This is a genomic window from uncultured Pseudoalteromonas sp. (assembly GCF_963922945.1).
Classification (GTDB): domain Bacteria; phylum Pseudomonadota; class Gammaproteobacteria; order Enterobacterales; family Alteromonadaceae; genus Pseudoalteromonas.
In genome coordinates this window covers 1-21,468 of the sequence record NZ_CAWUKC010000050.1, presented here as the reverse complement: position 1 = coordinate 21,468, position 21,468 = coordinate 1, and the positions used below count along the sequence as shown (strand labels likewise).

Genomic DNA, 21,468 nt, shown 5'->3' with positions numbered 1-21,468 from the left:
GGGGCTTAAGCCCCTATTGCAAAATTACCTTGTAAAACGCTCAAATTAATGAACATCTCTCCAGTATTCTTTCTTAAGCATAAATGCCAAGATAAATAGGATAACTAAAAAGCCTATTACCTTAATACCTAACGCTTCTGACTCAAGGCGTGTAGGTTCACCTACATACTCTAAGAAATTCGTTAAATCACGAACCGCGTGGTCGTACTCGTCAACGCTTAGCTCGCCCGTACCATCTGTTTCAGTACCCACAACTTTTGTCACAGTTTGACCATGTTGCTCAACTTCTTCGATGATAGGAGTTGGTAAGCCTTGTAGTTCTTGAAGAACATGCGGCATACCTACCGACGGAAATAACGTATTGTTTACGCCAAATGGGCGTGATTCGTCTTTGTAAAACGATTTTAAATAAGTGTATATCCAATCACTGCCACGAACACGTGCCACGTTGGTAAGATCCGGCGGAGCCGCACCAAACCATTTTGCAGCATCATCTTTAGTGATCGCGTTTAGCATGTGGCCGCCAACTTTTGAACCATCAAAAATCAGTTGTTCTTTACCGATCTCTGTTGGAATACCAATGTCACGGAAAGTACGCTCATAACGCTGATACTGCATTTGATGACAACCAAGACAGTAGTTCATGAACAACTTTGCGCCACGTTGTAAAGAAGGCTGATCAGATATATCGTTACCAGCTTCCATAAGAGGAACTGAAGGCCCTGCTGCCATAACCATGTTAGGCAGCAAGTTTACTGATAAAGCAAATACACCAATAAGTAGCTTTTTCATCATTTCGTTAACCTCTCAGGCAATGGCTTAGTTTTTTCATTCTTACTGTATACAAATAACAGCACGAAGAACATAAAGTAAGTCACAGTACAGACTTGAGAAATTATCGTTTTCAAATCAGTTTGAGGAGTTGCACCCACCCAACCTAAAAGAACGAATGTTACAACAAAACCTGCAATGTTCCATTTGTGGAATCCACAACGGTAACGAACTGACTTAACACGACCACGGTCAATCCACGGTAACAATGCTAACACTACAATAGATGCACCCATTGCAGCAACACCCATTAATTTATCAGGGATTGCACGTAAAATTGCATAGAATGGTGTGAAGTACCATACAGGGAAAATATGCTCTGGTGTTTTAAGTGGATTAGCCGCTTCAAAGTTTGGCGCTTCTAGGAAGAAACCATTCATTGCCGGCATAAAGAACACAACCCAACAGAATAAGATTAAGAAACCAACAACACCCACAATATCTTTTACTGTGTAATATGGATGGAACGGTATCGCATCAACAATATCTTTCTTGTTGGTGTAATACTCGTGGAATTTAAATTTAGGCTTATCTTCTTCAGCTACAGTGCCTTTTTTACGCTTGATTTCAACACCGTCAGGGTTATTAGACCCCACTTCGTGTAGAGCAACAATGTGTAAAAATACTAAGATAACAATAACTAAAGGTAATGCAATTACGTGTAGTGCAAAGAAGCGGTTTAGCGTAGCACCAGAAATTACGTAGTCACCACGGATCCAAAGCGTTAAATCATCACCAATAACTGGAATTGCACCAAATAGTGAAATGATTACCTGCGCACCCCAAAAAGACATTTGTCCCCAAGGAAGTAAGTAACCCATGAAAGCTTCAGCCATTAATGCCAAGAAAATAAACATACCAAATAACCACAGTAGTTCACGTGGTTTTTGATAAGAACCGTAGATCATGCCACGGAACATATGCATATAAACAACGATGAAAAACGCAGATGCACCCGTTGAGTGTAAATAACGTAGTAACCAACCGTATTCTACATCACGCATGATGTACTCAACCGATGCGAAAGCACCCTCGGCTGATGGAACAAAGTTCATCGTTAACCAAATACCGGTAAGGATTTGGTTAACTAGTACTAACATGGCTAGTGAGCCAAAGAAGTACCAGAAGTTAAAGTTTTTAGGTGCTGGGTACTGTGCAATGTGCATGTTCCAAACACGTGTCATTGGGATACGGTCGTCAATCCAACCAATTAGCTTACCAAACATTAGGCTACCCCTTTTTCTTCGCCCACTAGAATAGTGGTATCATCAAGAAAAGTATAAGGTGGTATTTCTAAGTTTAATGGTGCTGGTACCGATTGAAATACACGGCCAGCCATATCAAATTTAGAACCGTGACACGGACAGAAGAATCCATCGTCAGTGCCTTCAACTTTCTCACCAAAGTTACCGTTTAAGAAACCAGGCGAACACCCTAAATGCGTACAAATACCAACAGCGACAAAAATCTCTGGGCGTAATGAACGGTAATCATTTGTTGATGATTCTAATTGTTGTGGCTCTTGCGATTGCGGATCACGAAGTTGGCCTTCATGTTCTTTCATCTGCTCAAGCATTCTAGGGGTACGTGATACAACCCATACAGGTTTACCACGCCACTCGACACGTATTAATTGTCCAGGTTCAAGTTTGCTGATATCTACTTCTACAGGCGCACCCGCAGATTTAGCTCGCTCACTTGGATTCCAAGACGCAATAAAAGGAACAGCAGCCCCAGCCGCACCAACACCACCTACAACAGAGGTAGCTATGGTTAAAAAGCGACGTCGGCCATTGTCTACAGGCGCATTGCTCATCCACTTATCTCCACTATGATTCTCAACACTTGCTATATTGAGAACATCAGTTACAGCAGGTTAATTTTTCGAAATTTTTAGAATAGAAGCGATCATAATTAAAACCCTTGATTAAAACAAGGTTATTCACAGCCTCACGCTCGAATAACCCGACTTGATCAACAGTTTGATAAAGTAAGCTCGAGAATAAAGCCGAATGACTATAATAACGCTTCTGTAAAAACAATATACTGACCAAGATCAACCCCACTACGAGGAAACAGATAAACTGTACATGGTGATGTTGAACTTGCCCACACTACTTGCCCGCCAATTGTAGCAAAAAATTCCACCAATTAACTGATGGATTTACACTAATTACGATAATTATTTAACTTTTTTGCAGCGAAATGCGGATTTCTAAGTTTTCGTACATTAAATACGCAATAATTTCTAGATTTGATCAGCAACCAAAGATATTAAGGCCGCTTGAGAAAGGTAAGTACTTAAATTTTATTGTCAAAAACAAAAAACCCAGCATAAGCTGGGTTTTTGAATTCTTGATAACGTAAAAATTAACGTTTTGAGAATTGTGGACGCTTACGCGCTTTCTTAAGACCCACTTTCTTACGTTCAACTTTACGTGCATCACGTGTAACAAAACCTGCTTTACGAAGTTGTGGACGTAATGACTCGTCAAACTCCATAAGTGCACGAGTGATACCGTGACGGATTGCACCAGCTTGACCAGTTGTACCACCACCGGCAACGGTGATGTGAAGGTCAAACTTTTCAGTCATATCAACAAGCTCTAGAGCTTGACGAACAACCATGCGTGCTGTTTCGCGACCAAAGTACTCTTCTAAAGAGCGCTTGTTGATTACGATGTTACCAGTGCCTGGGCGTAAGAATACGCGAGCACTTGAACTTTTACGACGACCTGTACCGTAGTATTGATTTGCCATGATAGTGCTCCTTAAATGTCTAGAACCTGAGGCTGTTGTGCAGCATGGTTGTGCTCAGTACCTGCGTAAACTTTAAGTTTACGGTACATAGCGCGGCCTAAAGGACCACGTGGCAACATGCCTTTAACAGCTTTTTCGATGATCATTTCAGGCTTTGCAGCTTGAAGTTTATCAAAAGTAGTAGACTTAAGACCACCTGGGAAACCAGTATGAGCGTAGTACACTTTATCTTTGAATTTGTTACCAGTTACAGTAACTTTCTCTGCGTTGATAACGATGATGTAATCACCAGTATCTACGTGTGGAGTGTATTCAGCTTTGTGCTTACCGCGTAGGCGATGAGCGATTTCAGTAGCGATGCGACCTAAAGTTTTACCTTCAGCGTCAACTACGTACCAGTCACGTTTTACTGTTTCTGGTTTAGCAACAAACGTTTTCATTTATAAAAATCCAATGTTTTTCAATTAAAACCACAGGCAGTTATTATTAACTACCGCTCTAAATATGCTACAACCCCTTCGAGTTTTAGACTTTAGCGCCGCTCACAAGTGGCTAAACTATATGAGGACATAGAACGCAACGTGGCAGACGCGGGAGTATACCAGCACTTAAAACACATTGCTACCGAGCGGTTGTTTTTTCCCCAAGAAAATCACAAAATTTTGTGTATTTAACTAAAACCTTAATTAAGACAAATGCTCTTTGGCTAAATACTCTAAAGATTGCATTTCTTGAAGGCGACTAATACACCGCTTAAACTCAAAGTTAAGGTTGCCTTGTGTATAAAGCTCAGTGATCGGTTTTTCAGCAGAGATAATTAACGTTACGTGGCGTTCGTAAAATTCATCCACTAAGGCAATAAAACGTCTAGCTGCGTCATCATTATTTTGCCCAAGCTGTTTTACATTAGAAAGTATAACAGTGTTGTATAAACGGCTAATTTCCATGTAGTCGACTTGGCTTCGTGCGGTTTCGCACAGCTCGCTAAATTCAAACATCACTACGCATTTAGCTACTTTACGCGTATTGATCAAGCGACCTTCTATTTCTATGGGTTGATTAAGCTCTCCCGCCTCTGGCGAAAGCTTATCAAAATATTCAAATAAGTTTTTATCGGCTTGCTCATCTAGCGGGCTGTGAAAAATTTCGGCTTGCTCAAGGGTGCGTAAGCGATAGTCAATACCAGAATCTACATTGACTATTTCGGTGTTTGCTTTAACCAGTTTAATAGCAGGTAAAAAGCGCGCTCGTTGTAGGCCATTCTTATATAAATCATCTGGCACTATATTAGAGGTGGCCACGAGTACTATATTGCGGGCAAATAGTGCCTGCATTAAGCCGCCGAGTAACATGGCATCGGTAATATCTTGAACAAAAAATTCATCAAAACAGATGATGTCGGTTTCGGCTTTAAATATGTCGGCAACTATTTCTAGCGGGTTAGTTTTATTATTAAGCTTTTTTAGTTCGTCGTGAACACGGTGCATAAAGCGATGAAAATGCACGCGCATTTTACGCTCACCTGGCAGTGCTTCATAAAAGGTATCGACTAAATAGGTCTTACCACGCCCTACACCCCCCCAAAAATAAAGCCCTTTAATTGGCTCGGGTTCGCTTTTATTAAACAGCTTTGCAAAAAAGCCTTTTTGTTTTGGCTTTTGGCTGACTAGGTCATCATATAAACGTTGTAAATGGCGCACTGCATTTTCTTGTGCTTGGTCATATACAAAGTCATCGCGCTTAAGATCTTGCTGGTAAGTTTGCCAAGGAGTCATATCTAATTACATTTTAAACACAGTTTAATTTGCACAACATATTAACACGCATCTTAACTCGGGGTATATTACCCACAGGATGATTTATATTTGAATCAGGCATTATTAAGTATTTTTCCCAAAGGGGTGAGTTATGGGCACAGTTACGTGGGTGGGTTTAATTGTTATTACTGCGGTAGTGGCGTTTTTTGTTGGTACATACGTGTCAAAAAAACAATTTAAGCAAGATGAGTTAAAACAACAAGCTGAGCAAGCACAAAATGCATTAGAGCAGTATCGCCAAGATGTCGCCGATCATTTAGCAAGTACTGGTAAGCTTGTGAATAAAATGAAAGAAAATTACGATCAACTGCTTAGCCATGTTGAAGAAACCAATCAACTCTTGCTTGACGATAAAAACAATACGCCTAGCGAGCCATTTTTTTCAAAAGAAACAACAGAGCAACTGCAAGCATCTTTAAAAGAGCGTGAGATCGACCGTTCATCTGCACAAGCACAACCAGCTGATTACGTATCTGGTGAGTCAGGCTTATTTGCAGGGCAAAATAGCGACTCAAAACCAGCTAAAGCCTCCTAACATACTGAGCGCGCTAAAATATGAGCGCTATCTTGAGGAACTTTTTTTTGACCCCATAGTCTTTAAATGTAACAGCTTTATATTTAAATTCGAAAAGGCTGCTTATGCAGCCTTTTTGCTTTTTCCTGTGATGTGGAGTACACCCTGACTATGAAAATGAAATTATCACTTATTAGTGCTGCAATCTTATCGACAAGCTTATTACTAAGCCCTACGGCCTCTTATGCAAAACTGCCAATTGCTGTTAACGGCCAACAATTACCTACACTGGCGCCTATGCTTGAGCAAATTACTCCTGGCGTTGTGAGCATTCAGGTTTCTGGGTCAAAAGAAGTTCGCCGTCGTGCAGACCCCCTTGAGTACTTTTTTGGTAACCCTCAACCACGTAGGCAAAAGCGCCAATTTAGCAGTTTAGGTTCAGGAGTTATTATTGATGCCGATGAAGGTTATGTCGTAACAAATAATCACGTAATTCAAGACGCCGAAAAAATGGTAGTTACGCTAGAAGATGGTCGTGAATTTGAAGCCACAAAAATTGGTACTGATAAAGAGTCTGATATTGCATTATTACAAATAGATGCCGATGACTTAACCGAGGTTAAACTGGCCAACTCAGATCAGTTACGTGTAGGCGACTTTGCTGTCGCTATTGGTAACCCATTTGGATTAAGTCATACAGTAACCTCAGGCATTGTAAGCGCATTAGGGCGAAGCGGTTTGAATATTGAAGGTTATGAAGACTTTATTCAAACCGATGCAGCTATTAACCAAGGTAACTCTGGAGGGGCTTTGGTTAATTTAAATGGTGAATTAATAGGTATTAATACTGCAATTTTAGGTGCTTCAGGCGGCAATGTGGGTATCGGCTTTGCAATACCATCAAATATGATGAAAAACTTAGTTGACCAAATTATAGAGCACGGTGAAGTGCGCCGTGGTTCACTGGGTATATCTGGCCGTCCACTCGATGCAGGCCTTGCAAAAGCACAACAGCTTGACGTAAAACAAGGCGCATATGTGATGCAAGTAATGGATGATACCGCCGCAAGCAAAGCAGGCATTAAAGCTGGCGATGTTATCATTAGCATAAATGGCAGCGATATCAGTGGCTTCCACGAGCTACGAAGCAAAATAGCAACCTTAGGTGAAGGGCGCGAGGTTAAGTTAGGCATTTACCGAGATGGTAAAGTTAAAACGGTTAAAGTGACTCTTGATGGCGCATCGGGTATTACCGCTGCAGGTGATGAACTTCACCCTGCATTCCAAGGTGCCGAGCTTGAGAACGTACAAAAAAATGGCACTAAGGGCGTTGAAGTGACGACCGTTAACCCTCGCTCTCCATCAGCTCGTGTAGGGCTTGAAGAGGGAGATATTATTGTTCAGGTTAATCGCCAGCGTGTCGAAAATATTCGCCAAATGAACAAAATTATCGAAGATATCCAAGGTAATATTGTACTGGGCGTTAAACGTGGTAGAGAGTCTATCTTTGTGTTAATTCAATAAGTAACACCTCATAAACACGCAATAAAAAATAACAGCAGCACTTGCCGCTGTTATTTTTTTTGTGCCATCATAAAGAATTGCTCACTAACAATAAGAATCTCGTGCTGAAATTACTAAAATTTGTACTCCCCCCTTTATTTGTCGGTTTAGGTATCGCCTTTTTAGTGGTTTTTTTCAGCCCTAATATGCGCACCTCTTTGCTCCCTAATGTTGCACTACCAAGCGCGATGACTTCGAGTCACCTGAGCTTTGCAGATGCAGTTAAGCGTGCTGCACCTTCGGTGGTCACTATTTTCTCAGAGAGTATTTCTAAAGAGCCTAGGTATAAACAACAAAACACCGTTCAAGAACTTGGATCTGGTGTGATCATGACGCAAGACGGCTATATTCTGACTAATTACCACGTTATTAATAATGCTGATCAAATATTGGTTATATTAACCGATGGCCGTCGCTTTTTTGATGTGCAACTAATTGGTTTTGATACCATTACTGATTTAGCTTTACTAAAAATTAATGCTGATCACTTGCCCGTGATCCCCGTAAATGACAGCTACAACACAAGCGTTGGCGATGTTGTTCTGGCTATAGGTAATCCACTTAACTTAGGGCAAACCATCACCCAAGGCATAGTCAGTGCAACCGGCAAACAAAAAATCACTGATAGTCCTTACAACAATTTATTGCAGATGGACGCGGCTATTAATGTAGGTAACTCTGGTGGCGCATTAGTCAACTCTAATGGCGATTTAGTCGGGATCACCTCTGCACAATTTAAAACCCGCGAAAACCTAAACATCCAAGGTATATTTTTTGCGGTTCCCTATTCACTCGCCAAAGAGGTAATGGCTAAATTAATACGCCATGGCCGAGTTGTACGTGGTTATTTAGGTTTCGAAGGCACTGCAGTAGATAGTACTGGTAAAGAGGTAAACGATAGCCTTACTGAAGTGGCAGGAATGCGCATCACTAATTTAGATCCGCTAGGGCCTGCATGGCAAGCGGGTATTGAAGAGCAAGATATAGTCATTAAAATTGCTGGGTTGAGTGTCGCGAACCCACAAAAAGTACTTGAAAAAATAGGCAATACACAGCCAGGTAAAAAAATAGAATTTGAGCTTTACCGAAACGGTAAAGTCAAAAAAATTATGGTCACCGTCGCTGAACTCGAAACCAAACTGTAAATTGCAGAACATATAAAACGGCCGGGTAGCCTAGGCTATCCGACCTTTTTAATTTTTAGGTGGTGCTGCGTTTAATATTAACGACTTCTGCGTTGTATATTCGCCCCTAACCCACTAAGTTTATCTTCAATGCGCTGATAGCCTCTGTCAACGTGGTAAATACGATCAACCACCGTTTCACCTTCGCCAACAATTCCCGTTAAAATTAAGCTGGCAGAAGCGCGTAAATCGGTTGCCATAACTTGTGCACCACTTAAACTTTGTGTTTCTCCACAAATAGCCGTGTGCCCTTCTAAACGAATATTAGCACCCATACGTTGTAGTTCAGGTACATGCATAAAGCGGTTTTCAAAAATGGTTTCGGTAATTGTAGCACTACCATTAGCCACCACATTTAATGCTGTAAACTGCGCTTGCATGTCGGTTGGAAAACCTGGGTGAGGCATGGTTTTAATATTAACGGCTTTAAGCTCACGATTACGCATATCTAAATAAATGCTGTCATCGTTTACTTCAACAAGTGCATTAGCGGCGCGTAATTTTTCAATAACTGGCTCTAGAGAATGAAAGTCAGTTTTCTTACAAAGCACTTCGCCTGCCGCCATTGCAGCGGCCACCAAAAAGGTTCCGGTTTCGATACGATCAGGCAAAATGCTATGCTCACAGCCATCTAAACGCTCTACACCATCAATTTCTATTCGGCTTGTGCCTGCACCCATAATATTTGCACCCATCGCAATTAAACAATTAGCAAGGTCGATAATTTCAGGTTCGCGTGCTGCGTTTTCAAGTACCGTTTTACCATCAGCAAGTGTGGCAGCCATAAGTAGGTTTTCGGTGGCGCCAACACTGACCATTTCCATGAAAATTTCAGCTCCTTTTAGGCGCCCTTCCACTTTTGCATTGATATAACCATTTTCAACATTTATTTGCGCGCCCATGCGCTCTAAACCTTGAATATGAATATCGACAGGGCGAGCACCAATTGCACAGCCACCTGGGAGTGATACTTGTGCCTCGCCAAAACGAGCGACTAAAGGTCCTAGAGCCAAAACAGAGGCGCGCATTTGCTTAACTAAATCATACGGGGCCAAAGTTTTATCAACAGTTGCACCATCAATATAAAGCGTATCGTTTTGCCAGCTTACCGTTGCACCCAAAGTGCTTAAAAGCGCCTCTGTAGTAACAATATCGCGAAGGCGAGGTACATTAGTAAATGTACTTTTACCATCAGCAAGTAATGCGGCAAACAAAATAGGTAACGCGGCATTTTTTGCGCCGGAAATAGTTACTTCACCAGCAAGTGAAGTGCCACCTTGAATTACAAATTGATCCATCAGGAGGCCTTAACTATTGAGGTAAAATAAATTTTTGTTCACGCTTCCACTCAGTTGGCGTAAATGCACGAATTGATACAGCGTGAATTGTACCGTCTGAGATAGTATTCATTAATGGGCCATAAACTAGCTGTTGCTTTTTAACGCGGCTTAAACCCTCAAAGCATTCGCCTACCGCAATTACTTCATAATGACTACCATTGGCTTTTACTTTTACTTCAGTTAACTGAAGTTCGTCGCGTAATAATGTTTCGACTTGGCTAGTTTCCATAACTCTCACTCAAATAAAGTTGTAACCTGACCCAACTGCATTAACTTTTGCAGTTGCTCAGGAGGATTTTGCAATTCAAGGCGTGTGCCTTGTTGCTTTAATTCCGCAAAAGAGTGAATTAACCAAGCTAAACCCGCCGTGTCAACCCTCATGACCTCACAAAGGTCAAAATAGATGGTTTTATGCTTAGTTAATGACTTAACGTTCAGAAGCTGTTCATTACCAATTGAACTGCGGGTAAGTTCACCATTTACCCTGTAATGCTGCTCATCAACCCGGCTAATTGCCAATTTAGTCATTGCTGTTGCTACCTCTAAACTGTACAGGTAGCTGACTCTTTTGCTCTAGTAATTTACTGACATGTGCTATGCCTTGCTGGCGTAAAATACCTTGTAATTCACTTTGCTTAGCATCTAGTAAGCTGATCCCTTCTGCGATCATGTCGTATGCGCGCCACTCGCCGCTACGATTTTCGCGTACCTTAAAATCAATTTTTATATCAGGCTTACCCTCTTCAACAATTTTAGTTTTTACTACAACAACATCTTTGCCTTTAAATGGCTGCGGTGCAGCAAACTCTACATGTTGATCGGTATATTGGGTAAACACACCAGCATAGGTCGCGATTAAATAGCTTCTAAACGCACCAATAAACGCTTGAATCTCTTCAATTGCTTCAGCCTTTTTTGCTTCATCTTTAATGGCACGTACTTTAGACACTTCACTCCCTAATACACGCAATGCTGCATATTTGTAATCTATGTACGGCATCAGCTCTTCTTCTACAATAACACGAAGATGCTCTTTATTTTTAGTGATCAGTGATTGATCATTTTTGATACGCTCAAATGTATGCTCTGATACCTGACGCACCATTTTGTTAGGGTCGGTAAGTTTAACTTCTGCTGCACTTACACTTTGCACAGCAAGGGTTGCACCTAGTGCAATAACCGCTAAAAACTGTTTCAACATAATAATTACTCACTACCTTGATTGAATAAAAACTGCCCAATTAATTCTTCTAAAACAAGTGCTGACTTAGTATCCGTAATTGAATCACCATCGCCAAGCGCTTTGCTTTCTATACCAAATAAATCATCAATTGCTTGATCTTGCGCGTTTTCTGTCACAGTTTGACCCAAACAACGCTGTTCAGCTGAATTGGGCGAAATAACAGGATGAATACCTAAGTACTGCTCCCCTAAAATACCCGATGTTAAAATTGAAATAGAACTTGTGTCTGAGAAGCGACATAAATATTGTGCATCTATCGTCATATTGACGACTGGTAAAAACTCTTGTGGATGCACATAAATTGACTCAACACGTCCAATCACAACACCACCCACTTTTACCGGAGCCCGTGCTTTTAATGAGCCAATGTTTTCAAACTTTGCATTTAACGTGTAGGTTTCACCTGTTCCGCTAATACCCGAATTGGCTACTTTAAGTGCTAACATTGCAAACGCTAAAATGCCTAAAGCAACAAAAAAACCAACTAAAATCTCTAATTTCCGTGAATTCATTATCTATACCCTATTAGCTGGTAAACATTACCGCTGTCAAAATAAAGTCAAACCCTAATACTGCCAGTGATGAGTGAACGACTGTTTCTGTTGTTGCTTTACTGATCCCTTCAGAAGTTGGAATACAGTCGTAGCCCTTATAAAGCGCAATCCAGGTCACTACCATGGCAAATACAAAACTTTTGATCATGCCGTTTAGTACATCTTCTTGAAACGATACTTGCGATTGCATTATCGACCAAAAGCTACCGGTATCTACGCCTAACCAATCAACCCCCACTAAGTGAGCACCGATAATAGCAACCGCAGAAAAAATAAGTGCAAGTAATGGCATACTAATAAAACCAGCCCAAAAACGCGGTGCAATAATGCGCTTGAGCGGGTCAATGGCCATCATTTCTAGTGAAGAGAGTTGTTCGGTGGCTTTCATTAAGCCAATTTCTGCGGTGAGTGCACTACCTGCCCGCCCTGCGAATAGTAGTGCGGTAACCACGGGCCCTAGTTCACGTAGTAAACTAAGCGCAACTAAAGGACCTAAACTGTCTTCGGCGCCATAGCCCACTAATACGGTGTAGCCTTGTAACGCTAGCACCATACCAATAAACAGGCCCGACACCATAATAATTAACAATGACTGAGAACCTACCATGTACAGCTGACGCACCAATAAAGGTGTGCCCTTTTTAAAGTTAGGTACATTCCATAACGCATTGAAAAGCATGGTGGCTGTGCGACCTAGTGCCGCAAAACGCCCCAGCGTTTTATGCCCTAACTTTTGAAATAAATCCAACATTATGTGCGTTCTCCTAACAGCTCATCGGCATACGTTTGTGCTGGGTAATGAAATGGCACAGGTCCATCCGATAGCCCTTTTAAAAACTGCTGCACTAATGGAGATTCGTGATTACGCATTTCATCCGGAGATCCTGCCCCTATTACGCCTTGCTCAGCAATAATAATAACGTGATCGGCAATACTCATTACCTCGCTCACATCGTGGGTGACAATAAGCGATGATAAACCCAGTACCTCATTTAATGACTTAATAAGTTTGACTAATACGCCCATTGATATTGGATCTTGCCCCGCAAATGGCTCATCGTACATGATAAGCTCAGGATCGAGTGCAATAGCACGTGCCAATGCTGCACGCCTTGCCATACCGCCAGAAAGCTCTGACGGCATTAAATCTTTCGCGCCGCGCAAACCAACCGCTTGCAGTTTCATTAATACGACTAATTTAATTAACTCTTCGCTTAATTGTGTGTGCTCTCGAAGGGGAAAAGCAATGTTGTCAAATACCGACATATCGGTAAATAATGCACCGCTTTGAAATAGCATGCTCATTTTGGTTCGTGCCGCATATAACTCTTTACGCGACATGCTAGGAATACTGCCACCTTCAAATAAAATATCCCCAGCATCAGGCTTAAGCTGCCCACCTATCAAACGTAGCATAGTGGTTTTACCAATTCCGCTTGGCCCCATAATTGCTGTTATTTTCCCTTTAGGAACACTAAAACTCATATTTTTATATATGGTTCTATCGCCTCGCGAAAAGCTAACATCCTTGATTTCTACTATTGATTGCGACAAGTCGCTCTCCGTAACAATGTTCACTCGTGCTCCTATTTTAAGGGTTTTTTCATTAAGATGGAAAAAACAATTCGTAAGATTTTGTAATGCACCTATAAAAAACGTTATAAGGCTGAAGTATATAGCCTTAACCTTTGCTTAAGTATTAAATTCCCTCTATGCAGCAGTAGACCCTACTCTTTTGCTTATACTTTCATGTTGGCATTTGTTACTATTCGCGCCATCTGTATTTTGAACAACTGGCTTAGCACAATGGTTACCTCGTTTGTCATTTTAATTCTTGGTTTTGCTGCACTTGTCTGGAGCGCTGATAGATTTGTATACGGCGCAGCGGCACTTGCAAAAAACTTTGGTGTCCCTACTTTAATTGTAGGCTTAACCGTTGTGGCTATGGGCTCGTCAGCCCCTGAGATGATGGTGTCAGCTTCAGCTGCGTTAGCAAATAAAACAGACACCGCTGTGGGTAATGCAGTTGGTTCAAATATAACAAACATTTTACTTGTATTAGGTATCACCGCACTTTTGCGTCCTTTGAGTGTTTCATCAAGCACGTTAAAACGCGAAATGCCGCTTGTTATGCTGATTTCACTTGCCAGCTGGTATATTTTTTCTGATAACTACTTCTCTCGCACCGAAGGCATAGCACTACTAGTTGCATTTGCAGTGTTTATTGGTGGTTTAATCATTGTCTCTCTTCGAGCAAAAAACCAAGACGATCCTTTTGTATCAGAGGCATGTGATGAAGTACCCAACGATGTACCCACTAAAAAAGCCATTTTTTGGCTACTTGTTGGTATGGTTTTATTACCTGTAAGCTCACACTTTTTGGTTGACTCAGCAGTCGATATTGCAAAATACTTTGGCTTAAGTGATTTAGTTATTGGGTTAACAATTATTGCCATTGGCACAAGCCTGCCTGAACTTGCAGCTTCTGTAGCAGGCGTTCTTAAAAACGAAGATGATTTAGCGCTAGGCAATATAGTTGGTTCAAATATATTTAATATTTTAGCAGTACTGCCGCTTGCGGGTATTATTAATCCTTCGATGGTTGACCCATCGCTTGCCAATCGCGACATACTTATTATGTTAGGTTCTACACTTGCGCTTGTTGTTATGTCATTGAACTTTAGAGGCTCTCAACGTATCAATAGAGTGGAAGGCGGCCTATTACTGATCGCATTTTTGGCATACCAAGGATATATTTTTAGTCAAGTAGGGTAAACATGACACAACTAAATTTTATTGAACAAGGTTTACGCGTATTAAACATTGAACGCCAAGCGCTTAATGACATTACCCAATATGTTGACGAACATTTTAATAATGCCTGTCAGCTTATGTTCGATTGTCAGGGGCGCATTATTGTCATTGGCATGGGTAAATCAGGCCACATTGGTAATAAAATCGCAGCGACCCTTGCAAGCACCGGCAGCCCTGCTTTTTTTGTTCACCCAGGCGAAGCAAGCCACGGCGATTTAGGTATGATAACTAAAAATGACGTAGTTATGCTTATATCAAATTCAGGTGAAACCAGTGAAGTACTAAACATTATCCCAGTACTTAAACGCCTAGGTGCAAAAATAATATCGATGACGGGCAACTCGCTTTCAACTATGGCTACCCTTGCAGATGTTCACGTATGCATTAAAGTGGAACAAGAAGCGTGTTCACTCGGTTTAGCCCCAACTGCAAGTACGACAGCAACATTGGCGATGGGTGATGCAATGGCCGTGGCACTGTTAGAGGCTCGCGGATTCACCGCTGATGATTTTGCACTCTCTCACCCAGGCGGCAGCCTAGGTAAACGCTTATTACTTACTTTAAATGATGTTATGCACAGCGGTAAAAACACCCCTATTATAGATGTTACGCAAACTATAAAAGATGCGCTGATAGAGATGTCGGCTAAAGGACTGGGGATGACTGCAATTGTAGATACTAAACAAACGCTTGCTGGCCTTTTTACCGATGGTGATTTACGCCGCATCTTAGAGCAAAAAGTTGACATACACACAACTGCGATCAGCCAAGTGATGACTAAATCGTGCACGACTGCGACCGCCGATATGCTTGCAGCAGAAGCGCTAAATATAATGGAAAATAAACGTATTAATGGTTTAATTGTAGTCAATGAAAGTAATCAGCCAATAGGCGCCTTGAATATGCAAGACCTTTTGAAAGCAGGAGTGATATAAGTGCAATTTGAAGATCTCTATCAACCGCTGAGCGATGATGCCAAAGAGCGCGCCAAAAAAGTAAAATTACTTATATGCGATATTGATGGTGTTTTTTCTGATGGTCGAATTTATTTAGGTAACCAAGGTGAAGAGTTAAAAGCATTTAATACAAAAGACGGTTTTGGTATTAAAGCTTTAATAAACAGTGGTTTTGAAGTTGCGGTTATTACTGGCCGTCACTCTAAAATAGTGCAAAGCAGAATGAGTAGCTTAACTGTACAACATATTTACCAAGGTCAAGAAGACAAACTGATCGCTTATCAAGAACTCAAAAACACCTTACAGTTAACCGATGAACAAATTGCCTATATTGGCGACGATGGCCCTGATATGCCAGTAATGGAACGTGTAGGTTTTGCCGTAGCTGTCAATGATGCACACCCACTTATTAAACGCTTATCGCATTACACAACCCAAATGCCCGGTGGTTTTGGCGCCGTCAGAGAGTTAACCGATTTACTTATGCTCGAAAATGGCATTGCACTGACAACACAAGGTACCAGTTCATGAATGCAGCACGCGTTATAATCAGTGTGTTATTCATTGGCTGTATGGTTTGGCTTTGGTACCCTTATTTCAGTCAAACTAATGCCGTACCAGAACAAGAGCCAGAGATAATCGCTAAGCCCGATTACACGGCAATAGAACTTAAGCAAACAACCTACGATGAGCAGGGAAAAATAAGCCATAAGGTTACTGCGGCAAAAATGGAGCTGTATGAACAACTTGGTTTTACATTTTTTGAAAAACCAATTTTCACCTTATACAACGAACAGCAAACATGGCGAATAAATGCTGATGAAGCAACGCTTTACGAAGATAGGCAACTTATTTTAGAAGGCAACGTTGTCGCTAAGAATCTCATAGACAACGCCATGATAGATAACATTAATGCCGACAATATCGAGGTCGACATAAAAGCACTTACAATGCACTCTGAACAGCCTGTGGTTGTCACTGGGCCTAATTTAAAAATTGTCGGTAAAGGCCTTGAAGCCGATTTAAAAACCGAAGTAATAAAACTAATTAACCATACGCGAACAATATATTATGACCAATAAACTCACTAAGTTAGTTATTATTCCATCGCTAATGCTTGCATTTAGCGGTTCTGCTGCTGAGCCGGCTACTCAACCGTCAGCAAATCAAATTTCAATTAGTGCAGACCGTCAAGAAGGTCAACTTAAAGAAAATGTCGGTATTTTTGAAAAAAATGTCGAAATTGTGCATGGTAAACGCAAAATTACAGCCGACAGACTCGAAGTGCACAAGCGAGAAGATTTAGGGGATAACAAACAGTTGCTCATCGCCACTGGCACCCCTGCCTACTTCGAAGAAAAACAAGACGATGGTACGCTAATGAGCGCCAGCGCAAACGAAGTGCGTTACGATGTAGCAAAGCGTTTTTTAACGCTTGTTGGTAATGCCGAAGTCGCACAAGCTGGTCAAAAGATTAACGCAAAAAGCATTACTTACGATATGCAACAGCAACTCATTAGCGCAGAGAAAGACGAAAACTCAACAGACCGTGTTCACACAATTTTAGTCCCTGTTGAAGCAAAAGTGAAAGATAACACAGGTAGCGAAGGTCAACCATGAGCACCTTAAAAGCAGAACTATTAGCAAAAAGCTATAAAGGCCGTCAGGTTGTAAAAAATGTTGGTCTTGAGGTAGAAGCCGGTAGCATTGTGGGCTTATTAGGCCCTAATGGTGCAGGAAAAACGACTACTTTTTACATGATTGTAGGCTTAGTTCCGAGTGATAAAGGTAAAATCTCTATCGATGATAATGACATTACGTTATTGCCTATGCACAGCCGTGCACGCCTAGGTATTGGTTACTTACCGCAAGAGTCATCAATCTTCAGAAAGCTCACTGTTTATCAAAACCTTATGGCTATTTTAGAAACGCGTAAAGACCTAAATAAAGCCACGCGAGAAGAAACACTAAACAACTTACTTGATGAGTTTAGTATTCAGCACATTCGAGATAGCCAGGGTATGGCGCTTTCTGGTGGTGAGCGTCGTCGTGTAGAGATTGCTAGGGCACTTGCAGCAAACCCTCAATTTATTTTATTAGATGAGCCTTTTGCTGGCGTTGATCCAATTTCAGTGTTAGATATTAAGAAAATAATAGAACATCTTAAAAATCGTGGTATCGGCGTATTAATTACCGATCATAATGTAAGAGAAACCCTTGATGTTTGTGAAAAAGCCTACATTGTTTCTCATGGGGAGCTAATTGCATCTGGCACCCCAGAACACGTATTAAATGACAAAACTGTACGCGATGTTTATTTAGGCGAGCAATTTAGGCTGTAACATTTAAGCCATACCTACAAGCATCTGCTAATATTAATTATAACAACATAAAAGGATTGTTAGAGATACATGAGGCAATCATTACAGCTGCGCATGGGCCAGCAACTTACAATGACTCCACAATTGCAACAAGCGATTCGCCTGTTGCAGCTCAGTACATTGGATCTCCAGCAAGAAATACAAGAAGCACTTGATAGCAACCCGCTATTAGAAGTAGAAGAGCATGATTATGCAGAAGAGGCCGCTGGAAAAAATGAACAAAAAGCAGATGCGGATGAAGTAACCGTAAGCGCATCTTCTGATGATACAACCAGCGAGTACGAGCAAGATAGTGGCGAAGCCCTAAATAAAGACACCGTTAGCGATGATATGGCAATGGATGTAACGTGGGATGAGTACATGAGCGCAGCCCCTGCGGCATCCTCAGGCCCTATGCCTGAAGATGAGTCTATTTATCAAGGCGCCTCTACTGAAACGCTACATGAGTATTTAATGTGGCAGCTACAACTTACCCCTTTTAGCCCAACCGACGAAGCCATTGCAATTGCCATTGTGGAAGCAGTCGATGACTCAGGTATTTTAACGCTAAGTTGTGAAGAAATTTTAGAAAGCTTTAACCAAGAAAACGATGACGATGTTGAGGTTGAACTGGATGAAATTGAAGCTGTTTTAAAACGAATTCAGTTATTTGACCCTGTAGGTATAGCCGCGCGCAGTTTACAAGAGTGCTTGTGTATTCAGCTAAACCAGTTTGATAAAGACACCCCTTTTATAGAACAAACTAAAATGATCTTAACCGATCACATTGATCTATTAGCAGCACGCGACTATCGTACATTAATGAAAAAAACTAAGCTTAAAGAAGATGAGCTTAAAGAAGTCATGACATTAATACATACTCTCAATCCTAAACCTGCAGATACCATAGTCAGGGAAGAGTCTGAGTATGTAGTACCAGATGTATCAGTAAAAAAAATAAAGGGTCGCTGGGTTGTTGAGCTAAACCCTGATAGCATGCCAAAAATACGCGTAAATAGTCAGTATGCGGCAATGTCACGTACCGTGAAATCAAGTGGTGACAGTCAGTTTATTCGTTCTCACCTACAAGAAGCTAAATGGTTTATTAAAAGCCTTGAAAGCAGAAACGACACGCTACTGAAAGTAACAAATTGTATAGTAAAACAGCAACAAGCATTTTTTGAACATGGCCCAGAAGCCATGAAGCCGATGGTTTTAAATGACGTTGCTGAAATGGTAGAAATGCATGAGTCAACAATCTCACGCGTGACTACGCAAAAGTACATGCATACGCCGCGTGGTATTTTTGAGCTGAAATATTTTTTCTCAAGCCACGTAAGCACAGAAAACGGCGGCGAATGTTCATCAACCGCAATTCGTGCCCTAATTAAAAAGCTAATTGCTGCGGAAAACTCAGCCAAACCATTGAGTGATAGCAAAATTGCGGATATATTGGCAGAGCAAGGAATTAAAGTGGCTAGACGCACAATAGCAAAATACCGTGAAGCGCTAGCTATTCCACCGTCAAATCAGAGAAAGAGTTTGATATAAGACGTAAAAAACAAAGAGGAAATGCTTATGCAACTAAACCTAACTGGTCGTCACGTAGAAGTAACCGAATCACTTAGAGACTATGTAAATAATAAATTTGCAAAGCTAGAAAGGCACTCAGACCATATTAGCAATGTGCATGTCATTCTCGATGTAGAAAAACTCAACCAAAAAGCAGAAGCGACTATTCATGTAAGTGGCGCAGATTTATTTGCCTCTACAGAGCATCAAGATATGTATGCCGCAATAGACTCGTTGATTGACAAGCTCGATCGTCAAGTCATTAAACATAAAGAGAAGCTTGCTAGACACTAATATTATGAAATTAAGTACATTAGTATGCCAGGACTGCAGCAAAGCTGCGGTCCTTTTTAGTAGTAAAAAAAGAATTTTAGAATTTATCAGTGAGCTTGCTCATGAAAAGCTTCCCTACTTACCACAACAAGACATTCTTAATGCATTGGCAAGCAGAGAAAAATTAGGCAGCACTGGCATTGGCCGGGGAATTGCCATACCGCACGGCAGAATGGGAGGCGTAGAAGAGCCGCTCGCATTAGTCCTTGTTAGTGACACACCCGTTAACTTTGATGCAATCGACAACTGCCCTGTTGATATTTTTGTAGCACTCATCGTACCAGATGGTGATAACCAACAGCACCTAAAGACTCTGGCAACCATAGCTGATAAACTGAGTAATAAAGAATTCTGTAAGCAGTTGCGAAGTGCTAAAACCGATGCAGAGCTGTATCAAGTTATTGTTGAACAATCGTAATAATACTAAGGGCTATAAATGGAGTTAATTATCATAAGCGGCCGTTCTGGTTCTGGAAAGTCGGTTGCTTTACGTGTGGTTGAAGATTTAGGTTATTATTGTGTAGATAATATACCGGTCAACTTGCTGCCCTCTTTAGTACGAAGTGTTTCAGATAACTATGATAAAATAGCCGTTAGCATAGATGTACGTAACATCCCCAAAGAACAAGATGAGTTTAACGATATTCTTGAGTATCTGCCTGACTTTGCTAAACCAACACTCTTTTATTTAGACAGTGACGATCAAACGCTGATCAAACGCTTTTCAGAAACACGCAGATTACACCCTTTATCTATCGATTCATTACCGCTTGATTTAGCAATAAAAAAAGAAAAAGAACTGCTTGATGTACTCGTTACTCGCGCCGATTTTATGCTTGATACCACTGATCTAAGTGTGCACCAATTAGCTGAGTCAATCCGTGAAAAAATACTTGGTAAAAAAGATAAACAACTTATTGTTACGTTTGAGTCGTTCGGTTTTAAACACGGCATCCCTAAAGAAGCTGATTACGTGTTTGATGCCCGTTTTTTACCAAACCCCCACTGGGAACCTGAACTCAAGCCTCTCACTGGGCTTGATCAACCTGTAAAAGATTTTTTAGCAAACCATAGCATAGTGCAAAAGTTTACTTGGCAAATTCAAACTTTTGTTCAAACTTGGTTGCCTCATTTAGAGCGCAACAACCGCAGTTATCTAACAATTGCAATTGGCTGTACTGGTGGCCAACATCGTTCAGTTTACTTGGCACAAACAATTGGTGAAAGCTTTGCCATGACACACCCAAATGTGAAAATACGTCACCGCGAGCAAGAAAAATAACCTTAAAATAATAACCTGTTCAGTTTAGGTAGAGTAATTTATGCGTTGTGAAGATACATTTTTAATAAAAAATAAATTAGGCTTACACGCAAGAGCGGCAACGGTACTTGCGCAACTGGCAGTAAAATTTGATGCGACCATTACTTTACATCAAGACGATAAACAAGCCGCTGGCGACAGCGTTTTAGCGTTAATGCTACTTGAAAGCAGTAAAGGTAAAGAAGTAAAAGTTGTGTGCGAAGGCCCTGATGCTGAACAGGCTTTACAATCAGTCGGGCAGCTAATCGCACAACGATTTAACGAACAAGAATAATTTAAACGACCATAGCTTTATAAGTTAAAGCC

27 protein-coding genes are annotated in these 21,468 nt (G+C 41.1%); 14 read left to right on the top strand and 13 right to left on the bottom strand.

The features are described from left to right. Window positions 1-45 precede the first annotated feature (45 nt). From AABI99_RS11660 to zapE, 6 genes are all read right to left on the bottom strand, one after another. Window positions 46-795: a cytochrome c1 gene (locus AABI99_RS11660; protein ID WP_338365956.1), complete on the bottom strand. Its 750-nt coding sequence runs from the start codon at window positions 793-795 to the stop codon at window positions 46-48. Then, the gene (locus AABI99_RS11655) at window positions 792-2,057 is read right to left on the bottom strand and encodes a cytochrome b N-terminal domain-containing protein (RefSeq protein ID WP_338365955.1); all 1,266 of its coding nucleotides are present in this window, start codon (window positions 2,055-2,057) and stop codon (window positions 792-794) included. Before AABI99_RS11655 ends, AABI99_RS11660 begins: the two co-directional genes overlap by 4 nt. Further along, entirely contained in the window at window positions 2,057-2,647 is a 591-nt protein-coding gene (gene petA, locus AABI99_RS11650) for a ubiquinol-cytochrome c reductase iron-sulfur subunit (RefSeq protein ID WP_338365954.1), read from the bottom strand. Before petA ends, AABI99_RS11655 begins: the two co-directional genes overlap by 1 nt. Window positions 2,648-3,201: 554 nt before the next feature. Further along, window positions 3,202-3,594, bottom strand: a complete 393-nt coding sequence (gene rpsI / locus AABI99_RS11645) for a 30S ribosomal protein S9 (protein WP_024600778.1) — start codon at window positions 3,592-3,594, stop codon at window positions 3,202-3,204. Between the two features lie 8 nt (window positions 3,595-3,602). After that, on the bottom strand, window positions 3,603-4,031 hold the full coding sequence (rplM, locus tag AABI99_RS11640; protein WP_004589103.1) for a 50S ribosomal protein L13: 429 nt from the start codon (window positions 4,029-4,031) through the stop codon (window positions 3,603-3,605). 246 nt (window positions 4,032-4,277) lie between these two features. Next, complete coding sequence (gene zapE, locus AABI99_RS11635; protein WP_338365951.1) at window positions 4,278-5,366, bottom strand: cell division protein ZapE; 1,089 nt, start codon at window positions 5,364-5,366, stop codon at window positions 4,278-4,280. Between the two features lie 133 nt (window positions 5,367-5,499). Between zapE and AABI99_RS11630 the strand changes: the two genes are divergently transcribed. The 3 genes from AABI99_RS11630 to AABI99_RS11620 all read left to right on the top strand — a co-directional run bounded on the left by AABI99_RS11630 (window position 5,500) and on the right by AABI99_RS11620 (window position 8,630). Continuing rightward, window positions 5,500-5,943 carry a YhcB family protein gene (locus AABI99_RS11630; RefSeq protein WP_338365949.1) on the top strand — a complete coding sequence of 148 codons (444 nt, stop codon included), beginning with the start codon at window positions 5,500-5,502 and terminating at the stop codon, window positions 5,941-5,943. A 150-nt stretch (window positions 5,944-6,093) separates the two neighbouring features. Next, window positions 6,094-7,446 carry a Do family serine endopeptidase gene (locus AABI99_RS11625; protein ID WP_338365948.1) on the top strand — a complete coding sequence of 451 codons (1,353 nt, stop codon included), beginning with the start codon at window positions 6,094-6,096 and terminating at the stop codon, window positions 7,444-7,446. A gap of 101 nt (window positions 7,447-7,547) precedes the next feature. After that, on the top strand, window positions 7,548-8,630 hold the full coding sequence (locus AABI99_RS11620; protein WP_338365947.1) for a trypsin-like peptidase domain-containing protein: 1,083 nt from the start codon (window positions 7,548-7,550) through the stop codon (window positions 8,628-8,630). 77 nt (window positions 8,631-8,707) lie between these two features. Here AABI99_RS11620 and murA read toward each other — a convergent pair whose 3' ends face one another. From murA to mlaF, 7 genes are read right to left on the bottom strand one after another with little or no spacing between them, the layout of a single operon-like run. Further along, window positions 8,708-9,967 (bottom strand): UDP-N-acetylglucosamine 1-carboxyvinyltransferase, encoded by a 1,260-nt coding sequence (gene murA, locus AABI99_RS11615; protein ID WP_338365946.1) that lies wholly within the window; start codon window positions 9,965-9,967, stop codon window positions 8,708-8,710. A gap of 13 nt (window positions 9,968-9,980) precedes the next feature. Then, window positions 9,981-10,238: a BolA family protein gene (locus AABI99_RS11610; protein WP_338365945.1), complete on the bottom strand. Its 258-nt coding sequence runs from the start codon at window positions 10,236-10,238 to the stop codon at window positions 9,981-9,983. A 5-nt stretch (window positions 10,239-10,243) separates the two neighbouring features. After that, window positions 10,244-10,537 (bottom strand): STAS domain-containing protein, encoded by a 294-nt coding sequence (locus AABI99_RS11605; RefSeq protein ID WP_338365944.1) that lies wholly within the window; start codon window positions 10,535-10,537, stop codon window positions 10,244-10,246. After that, window positions 10,530-11,210 (bottom strand): ABC transporter substrate-binding protein, encoded by a 681-nt coding sequence (locus tag AABI99_RS11600; protein ID WP_338365943.1) that lies wholly within the window; start codon window positions 11,208-11,210, stop codon window positions 10,530-10,532. The genes AABI99_RS11605 and AABI99_RS11600 overlap by 8 nt, the downstream gene beginning before the upstream one ends. A gap of 5 nt (window positions 11,211-11,215) precedes the next feature. Continuing rightward, window positions 11,216-11,764: an outer membrane lipid asymmetry maintenance protein MlaD gene (gene mlaD, locus AABI99_RS11595; RefSeq protein ID WP_338365942.1), complete on the bottom strand. Its 549-nt coding sequence runs from the start codon at window positions 11,762-11,764 to the stop codon at window positions 11,216-11,218. 13 nt (window positions 11,765-11,777) lie between these two features. Beyond that, window positions 11,778-12,557: a lipid asymmetry maintenance ABC transporter permease subunit MlaE gene (mlaE, locus tag AABI99_RS11590; RefSeq protein WP_338365941.1), complete on the bottom strand. Its 780-nt coding sequence runs from the start codon at window positions 12,555-12,557 to the stop codon at window positions 11,778-11,780. Next, on the bottom strand, window positions 12,557-13,360 hold the full coding sequence (mlaF, locus tag AABI99_RS11585) for a phospholipid ABC transporter ATP-binding protein MlaF (RefSeq protein ID WP_338365965.1): 804 nt from the start codon (window positions 13,358-13,360) through the stop codon (window positions 12,557-12,559). The genes mlaE and mlaF overlap by 1 nt, the downstream gene beginning before the upstream one ends. 252 nt (window positions 13,361-13,612) lie before the next feature. On the opposite strand from mlaF, the gene AABI99_RS11580 reads away from it, so the two are divergent. The 11 genes from AABI99_RS11580 (at window position 13,613) to AABI99_RS11530 (ending at window position 21,436) form a co-directional block, all read left to right on the top strand. After that, the gene (locus AABI99_RS11580) at window positions 13,613-14,581 is read left to right on the top strand and encodes a calcium/sodium antiporter (RefSeq protein ID WP_338365940.1); all 969 of its coding nucleotides are present in this window, start codon (window positions 13,613-13,615) and stop codon (window positions 14,579-14,581) included. A gap of 2 nt (window positions 14,582-14,583) precedes the next feature. After that, on the top strand, window positions 14,584-15,555 hold the full coding sequence (locus AABI99_RS11575) for a KpsF/GutQ family sugar-phosphate isomerase (protein WP_338365939.1): 972 nt from the start codon (window positions 14,584-14,586) through the stop codon (window positions 15,553-15,555). After that, on the top strand, window positions 15,556-16,107 hold the full coding sequence (gene kdsC / locus AABI99_RS11570; protein ID WP_338365937.1) for a 3-deoxy-manno-octulosonate-8-phosphatase KdsC: 552 nt from the start codon (window positions 15,556-15,558) through the stop codon (window positions 16,105-16,107). Continuing rightward, window positions 16,104-16,658, top strand: a complete 555-nt coding sequence (lptC, locus tag AABI99_RS11565) for an LPS export ABC transporter periplasmic protein LptC (RefSeq protein ID WP_338365936.1) — start codon at window positions 16,104-16,106, stop codon at window positions 16,656-16,658. The genes kdsC and lptC overlap by 4 nt, the downstream gene beginning before the upstream one ends. Continuing rightward, window positions 16,648-17,196 (top strand): lipopolysaccharide transport periplasmic protein LptA, encoded by a 549-nt coding sequence (gene lptA / locus AABI99_RS11560; RefSeq protein ID WP_338365934.1) that lies wholly within the window; start codon window positions 16,648-16,650, stop codon window positions 17,194-17,196. Before lptC ends, lptA begins: the two co-directional genes overlap by 11 nt. Further along, window positions 17,193-17,918 carry an LPS export ABC transporter ATP-binding protein gene (gene lptB, locus AABI99_RS11555; RefSeq protein ID WP_338365933.1) on the top strand — a complete coding sequence of 242 codons (726 nt, stop codon included), beginning with the start codon at window positions 17,193-17,195 and terminating at the stop codon, window positions 17,916-17,918. The genes lptA and lptB overlap by 4 nt, the downstream gene beginning before the upstream one ends. 69 nt (window positions 17,919-17,987) lie before the next feature. After that, the gene (locus AABI99_RS11550) at window positions 17,988-19,487 is read left to right on the top strand and encodes an RNA polymerase factor sigma-54 (RefSeq protein ID WP_338365932.1); all 1,500 of its coding nucleotides are present in this window, start codon (window positions 17,988-17,990) and stop codon (window positions 19,485-19,487) included. 27 nt (window positions 19,488-19,514) lie between these two features. Further along, entirely contained in the window at window positions 19,515-19,802 is a 288-nt protein-coding gene (hpf, locus tag AABI99_RS11545) for a ribosome hibernation promoting factor (RefSeq protein ID WP_338365931.1), read from the top strand. Window positions 19,803-19,806: 4 nt separating this feature from the next. Continuing rightward, window positions 19,807-20,259, top strand: coding sequence for a PTS sugar transporter subunit IIA (locus AABI99_RS11540; protein WP_338365930.1), 453 nt, complete (start codon window positions 19,807-19,809; stop codon window positions 20,257-20,259). An 18-nt stretch (window positions 20,260-20,277) separates the two neighbouring features. Then, on the top strand, window positions 20,278-21,123 hold the full coding sequence (rapZ, locus tag AABI99_RS11535; RefSeq protein WP_055014215.1) for an RNase adapter RapZ: 846 nt from the start codon (window positions 20,278-20,280) through the stop codon (window positions 21,121-21,123). A 40-nt stretch (window positions 21,124-21,163) separates the two neighbouring features. Then, on the top strand, window positions 21,164-21,436 hold the full coding sequence (locus AABI99_RS11530; RefSeq protein ID WP_338365929.1) for an HPr family phosphocarrier protein: 273 nt from the start codon (window positions 21,164-21,166) through the stop codon (window positions 21,434-21,436). The last annotated feature ends 32 nt before the right edge of the window (window positions 21,437-21,468 follow it).

Bases quoted from the DNA above. Each gene is read 5' to 3' on its own strand.
- AABI99_RS11660 (WP_338365956.1), bottom strand. From the start codon at position 795: ATGATGAAAAAGCTACTTATTGGTGTATTTGCTTTATCAGTAAACTTG.
- AABI99_RS11655 (WP_338365955.1), bottom strand. From the start codon at position 2,057: ATGTTTGGTAAGCTAATTGGTTGGATTGACGACCGTATCCCAATGACA.
- petA (WP_338365954.1), bottom strand. From the start codon at position 2,647: ATGAGCAATGCGCCTGTAGACAATGGCCGACGTCGCTTTTTAACCATA.
- rplM (WP_004589103.1), bottom strand. From the start codon at position 4,031: ATGAAAACGTTTGTTGCTAAACCAGAAACAGTAAAACGTGACTGGTAC.
- zapE (WP_338365951.1), bottom strand. From the start codon at position 5,366: ATGACTCCTTGGCAAACTTACCAGCAAGATCTTAAGCGCGATGACTTT.
- AABI99_RS11630 (WP_338365949.1), top strand. From the start codon at position 5,500: ATGGGCACAGTTACGTGGGTGGGTTTAATTGTTATTACTGCGGTAGTG.
- AABI99_RS11625 (WP_338365948.1), top strand. From the start codon at position 6,094: ATGAAAATGAAATTATCACTTATTAGTGCTGCAATCTTATCGACAAGC.
- murA (WP_338365946.1), bottom strand. From the start codon at position 9,967: ATGGATCAATTTGTAATTCAAGGTGGCACTTCACTTGCTGGTGAAGTA.
- AABI99_RS11610 (WP_338365945.1), bottom strand. From the start codon at position 10,238: ATGGAAACTAGCCAAGTCGAAACATTATTACGCGACGAACTTCAGTTA.
- AABI99_RS11605 (WP_338365944.1), bottom strand. From the start codon at position 10,537: ATGACTAAATTGGCAATTAGCCGGGTTGATGAGCAGCATTACAGGGTA.
- AABI99_RS11600 (WP_338365943.1), bottom strand. From the start codon at position 11,210: ATGTTGAAACAGTTTTTAGCGGTTATTGCACTAGGTGCAACCCTTGCT.
- mlaD (WP_338365942.1), bottom strand. From the start codon at position 11,764: ATGAATTCACGGAAATTAGAGATTTTAGTTGGTTTTTTTGTTGCTTTA.
- mlaE (WP_338365941.1), bottom strand. From the start codon at position 12,557: ATGTTGGATTTATTTCAAAAGTTAGGGCATAAAACGCTGGGGCGTTTT.
- AABI99_RS11580 (WP_338365940.1), top strand. From the start codon at position 13,613: ATGGTTACCTCGTTTGTCATTTTAATTCTTGGTTTTGCTGCACTTGTC.
- AABI99_RS11575 (WP_338365939.1), top strand. From the start codon at position 14,584: ATGACACAACTAAATTTTATTGAACAAGGTTTACGCGTATTAAACATT.
- lptC (WP_338365936.1), top strand. From the start codon at position 16,104: ATGAATGCAGCACGCGTTATAATCAGTGTGTTATTCATTGGCTGTATG.
- lptA (WP_338365934.1), top strand. From the start codon at position 16,648: ATGACCAATAAACTCACTAAGTTAGTTATTATTCCATCGCTAATGCTT.
- lptB (WP_338365933.1), top strand. From the start codon at position 17,193: ATGAGCACCTTAAAAGCAGAACTATTAGCAAAAAGCTATAAAGGCCGT.
- AABI99_RS11550 (WP_338365932.1), top strand. From the start codon at position 17,988: ATGAGGCAATCATTACAGCTGCGCATGGGCCAGCAACTTACAATGACT.
- hpf (WP_338365931.1), top strand. From the start codon at position 19,515: ATGCAACTAAACCTAACTGGTCGTCACGTAGAAGTAACCGAATCACTT.
- AABI99_RS11540 (WP_338365930.1), top strand. From the start codon at position 19,807: ATGAAATTAAGTACATTAGTATGCCAGGACTGCAGCAAAGCTGCGGTC.
- rapZ (WP_055014215.1), top strand. From the start codon at position 20,278: ATGGAGTTAATTATCATAAGCGGCCGTTCTGGTTCTGGAAAGTCGGTT.
- AABI99_RS11530 (WP_338365929.1), top strand. From the start codon at position 21,164: ATGCGTTGTGAAGATACATTTTTAATAAAAAATAAATTAGGCTTACAC.